At 54.0% G+C, this 678-nt stretch carries 1 protein-coding gene; it reads left to right on the top strand.

Features of this window, described 5'->3' with window-relative positions:
• The coding region (locus tag LPB89_RS21920) for a DUF11 domain-containing protein (RefSeq protein WP_230703736.1) at positions 1 to 678 on the top strand (678 nt) is incomplete at both ends.

Genomic DNA, 678 nt, shown 5'->3' on the forward strand with positions numbered 1-678 from the left:
ACGGCTTCGAACGCGGGTCCAAGTGCTGCGACGGGAGTTTCTGTAAACGACGTACTTCCTTCGGGCTATACCTTCGTGAGCGCCACCCCATCAACCGGAACGTGGACAGCACCGAACTGGAGTGTAGGAGGTCTTGCCAACGGGGCCAGCGCAACGCTGAGCATCGTGGCGACTGTAAAAGCAACAGGTTCATACGGCAATACCGCTGTTATCACCGGATTGGAAAATGACCCGACGCCGGGCAACAATACCGATACAGAAACACCAACGCCGGTTGCACAAACGAACCTGAGCGTAGTGAAAACGGTAGACAACGCTACACCTAATGTTGGTGATAACGTAACTTTTACCATCACGGCTTCGAATGCGGGTCCAAGTGCTGCGACGGTAGTTTCGGTAAACGACGTACTTCCTTCGGGGTATACCTTCGTGAGTGCCACCCCATCAACCGGAACGTGGACAGCACCGAACTGGAGTGTAGGGGGACTTGCCAATGGAGCCAGCGCAACGCTGAGCATCGTGGCAACCGTAAAAGCAACAGGTTCATACGGCAATACCGCTGTTATTACCGGATTGGAAAATGACCCTACACCGGGCAACAACACCGATACAGAAACACCAACGCCGGTTGCACAAACGAACCTGAGCGTAGTGAAAACGGTCGACAACGCTACACCT

The sequence above is a fragment of the Flavobacterium sp. ENC genome (genome assembly GCF_020991415.1).
Classification (GTDB): domain Bacteria; phylum Bacteroidota; class Bacteroidia; order Flavobacteriales; family Flavobacteriaceae; genus Flavobacterium.